This window comes from Nocardia nepalensis (assembly GCF_048910785.1).
GTDB lineage: Bacteria > Actinomycetota > Actinomycetes > Mycobacteriales > Mycobacteriaceae > Nocardia > Nocardia nepalensis.
In genome coordinates this window covers 1-3,719 of the sequence record NZ_JBKBET010000026.1, presented here as the reverse complement: position 1 = coordinate 3,719, position 3,719 = coordinate 1, and the positions used below count along the sequence as shown (strand labels likewise).

The following is a 3,719-nucleotide window of genomic DNA, read 5'->3' as shown; positions in this document are numbered from 1 at the left end:
GCCGCTCCCAGCACCGTTGCCGCCGTTGTTGCCTCCGGTTCCCCCGCCACCGCCTGTGCCACCATTGTTGGCGGGTGCCACGGTATTCGGGTCGACGAATTCGGGGACCTGGCCGATGAGTTGACGCATCTCGGCGACGAAACCTTTGTTGTTACTGGTGTCATCGCCCTTGTCCCACCACTGCTGAGCATAGGTTTGGGCCTGATCACCGGACCGGCCGCTCTTGGCGACATAGTTGACCGTGCCGTTGGTGTTCAACTTGATCTGGTCGTAACGGGGAACGTGACCGTAGATGAACGCCAAGAAGTTGGCGGTGTTCCCCACGACATGAGACATGTCGACCATGCCCGCCCGCAACGTTTCGGCGGTACCGAGGTATTTGTCGAGCGAGGCGATCGCCCGGTCGGCGCCCGCGCCCTGCCAGTGCCCCCGGGTGAACACGGGTTTGATGTTCTTGGTGAAGGTATCGATCGAGTTGCCCCAGATCTGGGACAGGGCCAGCCACTCACCCGACAACCACAGCATGTCACCACCGACCGAGCCCACGAGCATGGCGATGTTGGCGAAATCGTAGAGGTGCAGGGCGCCACCGAGTTCGATCAGCGGATCGATTCTGCCCTTGAGGGAGTTGTCGAAACTCACCCCGGAACTGGCGGTGGTCGACAAACCCGGCCCGTTCGCCCACGACACCGAGGACGCCGCATGATATTTCGAGATCTCGGGCCAATGATCACGCGCGTTCGGTGCGACGAAGGTGTTCGCGTTCTGTCCCTCGGTGATCGAGTACTTCTTGTTCGCCGCGGTGAAGGTGTTCGCGATATCGGTGACGATCGCTTGATGGTTACCCAGGATGTCGACCAGTTCAGGGTTCGCTTTGTCGAAGAACGCGTCCGACAGATGTTTCATGCTCAAGAACTGATAGGAACTGGCCGGGAACGGTTTCGGCTGGGCAGGCCGTTTCGGATCGGTACTGGATTGATTGTTGTAATACCAGTCGAACCTCGGTGGCATGTTCTTCCCGGTCACGAAATTGATCAACCCGAGGATGTCGGCGACCAGATCCTCACAATATCCGGTCAGTTTACCCAGCGCGGCACTGTCGACATTGAGGAGTTGGAGCTGACCGTTCTGGGCACTCTTCAACAATCCAGCCCAATCGGTCTGGTCGATACCCGCCGCCATCCTGCTCCTACCACTTCGTCGCTGCTGCGGGAGCACCTAATCACGACGGTTCCGGGTTTTCGAGTCGGACCCGACGGCGACTACTGATTGGTTACTCGCAGTTCACCTCGGCTAGTGCCGCGCACTTCAAGCCTCGGTCGGCCACTGCGTGCGCCTCCGGCCCCGCCCTAGCGGGGGAAGATCGAGGCCTGCCGCTCCAAGCCGGCGAACCGAATCCCGCGGCGCAGCACCTGCCGGATCGACAGGATCACCGCCTCCGCTGCCTCTGAACTTGTCGCCTCGAGCGAGCCCTTCTACTGCGTGGGTACAGGACTTGCTGCCAGGCGCGATTCGCGGTGGTGCTCCCGCAGTCTGTGAGCTCGAACCGGTTCCCGATCGTTCTCGGTGGTAGGCAGATCGGTTGTCGGGGCTTCGGTGAACAGCCGGTGTACCGACCGCTCGGCGGTTGCGCGGGCGCGCGCCTGCCTGTGCGGTGGTCTTCGAAACACAGTGCTGCGCAACGGAGTAACGGTAGGGGCGGACGGCCGGTGCACCTGGTCAAGACAGTTCCAGGCTTTCGAGTCCGGACTCGACGCTGACTGCCGATTGGGTTACTCGCAGTTCACCTCGGCCAGCGTATGAGGAGCGCGGCCTGTCCTGGCCGGCCACCATGAATCCGGCGCGCTGAGCCCGGCGGCGGTCCCGGTGACCAAGTACCTGAACGCCAAAGCCGATGGCGGACAGTATCTCCCTTGCCTGCCGGTGGTGGACCGGCCGATGACCTACATCCCCGCCGCCGCGGTGGACGACGCGGTCGCCGGCCAACTCCGCACGGGCGACTACATCGACGCCTACACCGACCCGTCCGGACTGGACGTCACTCACGTCGGCATCTGCGTCCAGACGCCGAACGGCCCGGTGTTCCACAACGCGTCCTCGCTGGCGGCGAACGACAAGGTGGTCGACTCACCGTTCTTCGAGTACGCCCGCACCGTCCCGGCTTGATCGTCCTGCGCCCGCAGTAACTCAGATCGCGCCCTGTTCGCGGGCGCGGGCCACCGCCGAGGTCCGTGAGCGGACCCCGAGTTCGGCGTAGATGTGCACCAGATGGGATTTCACGGTGGTCTCGCTGAGGAACAGCTCCTTGGCGATCTCTCGGTTCGACTTGCCGTCGGCGACCAGGCGCAGCACCTCGATCTCGCGCGGGCTCAGCGTGGTGTCGGATGGGCTGCGGTGCCATCGCGGCAGACAGGCCTGCGGGGCTTCGGTGAACAACCGGTGTACAGACCGCTCGGCGGTTGCGCGGGCGCGCGCCCGCCTGTGCCGATGGTGTTAGAAACACAGCGCTACGCAATGGAGTTGACGGTAGGAGCAGGATGGCGGCGGGTATCGACCAGACCGATTGGGCTGGATTGTTGAAGAGTGCCCAGAACGGTCAGCTCCAACTCCTCAATGTCGACAGTGCCGCGCTGGGTAAACTGACCGGATATTGTGAGGATCTGGTCGCCGACATCCTCGGGTTGATCAATTTCGTGACCGGGAAGAACATGCCACCGAGGTTCGACTGGTATTACAACAATCAATCCAGTACCGATCCGAAACGGCCTGCCCAGCCGAAACCGTTCCCGGCCAGTTCCTATCAGTTCTTGAGCATGAAACATCTGTCGGACGCGTTCTTCGACAAAGCGAACCCTGAACTGGTCGACATCCTGGGTAACCATCAAGCGATCGTCACCGATATCGCGAACACCTTCACCGCGGCGAACAAGAAGTACTCGATCACCGAGGGACAGAACGCGAACACCTTCGTCGCACCGAACGCGCGTGATCATTGGCCCGAGATCTCGAAATATCATGCGGCGTCCTCGGTGTCGTGGGCGAACGGGCCGGGTTTGTCGACCACCGCCAGTTCCGGGGTGAGTTTCGACAACTCCCTCAAGGGCAGAATCGATCCGCTGATCGAACTCGGTGGCGCCCTGCACCTCTACGATTTCGCCAACATCGCCATGCTCGTGGGCTCGGTCGGTGGTGACATGCTGTGGTTGTCGGGTGAGTGGCTGGCCCTGTCCCAGATCTGGGGCAACTCGATCGATACCTTCACCAAGAACATCAAACCCGTGTTCACCCGGGGGCACTGGCAGGGCGCGGGCGCCGACCGGGCGATCGCCTCGCTCGACAAATACCTCGGTACCGCCGAAACGTTGCGGGCGGGCATGGTCGACATGTCTCATGTCGTGGGGAACACCGCCAACTTCTTGGCGTTCATCTACGGTCACGTTCCCCGTTACGACCAGATCAAGTTGAACACCAACGGCACGGTCAACTATGTCGCCAAGAGCGGCCGGTCCGGTGATCAGGCCCAAACCTATGCTCAGCAGTGGTGGGACAAGGGCGATGACACCAGTAACAACAAAGGTTTCGTCGCCGAGATGCGTCAACTCATCGGCCAGGTCCCCGAATTCGTCGACCCGAATACCGTGGCACCCGCCAACAATGGTGGCACAGGCGGTGGCGGGGGAACCGGAGGCAACAACGGCGGCAACGGTGCTGGGAGCGGC

The 3,719-nt window shown here is 62.1% G+C and carries 3 protein-coding genes and 1 pseudogene; 2 read left to right on the top strand and 2 right to left on the bottom strand.

Annotated elements, in window-relative coordinates:
• A partial coding sequence (locus ACHQ4I_RS20660) for a hypothetical protein (protein WP_420773439.1) occupies window positions 1-1,182 on the bottom strand: 1,182 nt, incomplete at its 3' end.
• A 684-nt stretch (window positions 1,183-1,866) separates the two neighbouring features.
• On the opposite strand from ACHQ4I_RS20660, the gene ACHQ4I_RS20655 reads away from it, so the two are divergent.
• A complete protein-coding gene (locus tag ACHQ4I_RS20655; protein WP_420773438.1) occupies window positions 1,867-2,166 on the top strand; it encodes an N-acetylmuramoyl-L-alanine amidase-like domain-containing protein in 300 nt (99 codons plus the stop codon).
• Window positions 2,167-2,187: 21 nt separating this feature from the next.
• On the opposite strand, the pseudogene ACHQ4I_RS20650 reads toward ACHQ4I_RS20655, so the two are convergent.
• Window positions 2,188-2,382 (bottom strand): annotated as a pseudogene (locus tag ACHQ4I_RS20650) (response regulator transcription factor); the annotation flags it as partial.
• A 77-nt stretch (window positions 2,383-2,459) separates the two neighbouring features.
• On the opposite strand from ACHQ4I_RS20650, the gene ACHQ4I_RS20645 reads away from it, so the two are divergent.
• Window positions 2,460-3,719, top strand: a 1,260-nt coding sequence (locus ACHQ4I_RS20645) for a hypothetical protein (RefSeq protein ID WP_420773437.1), incomplete at its 3' end; no start/stop codon positions are given.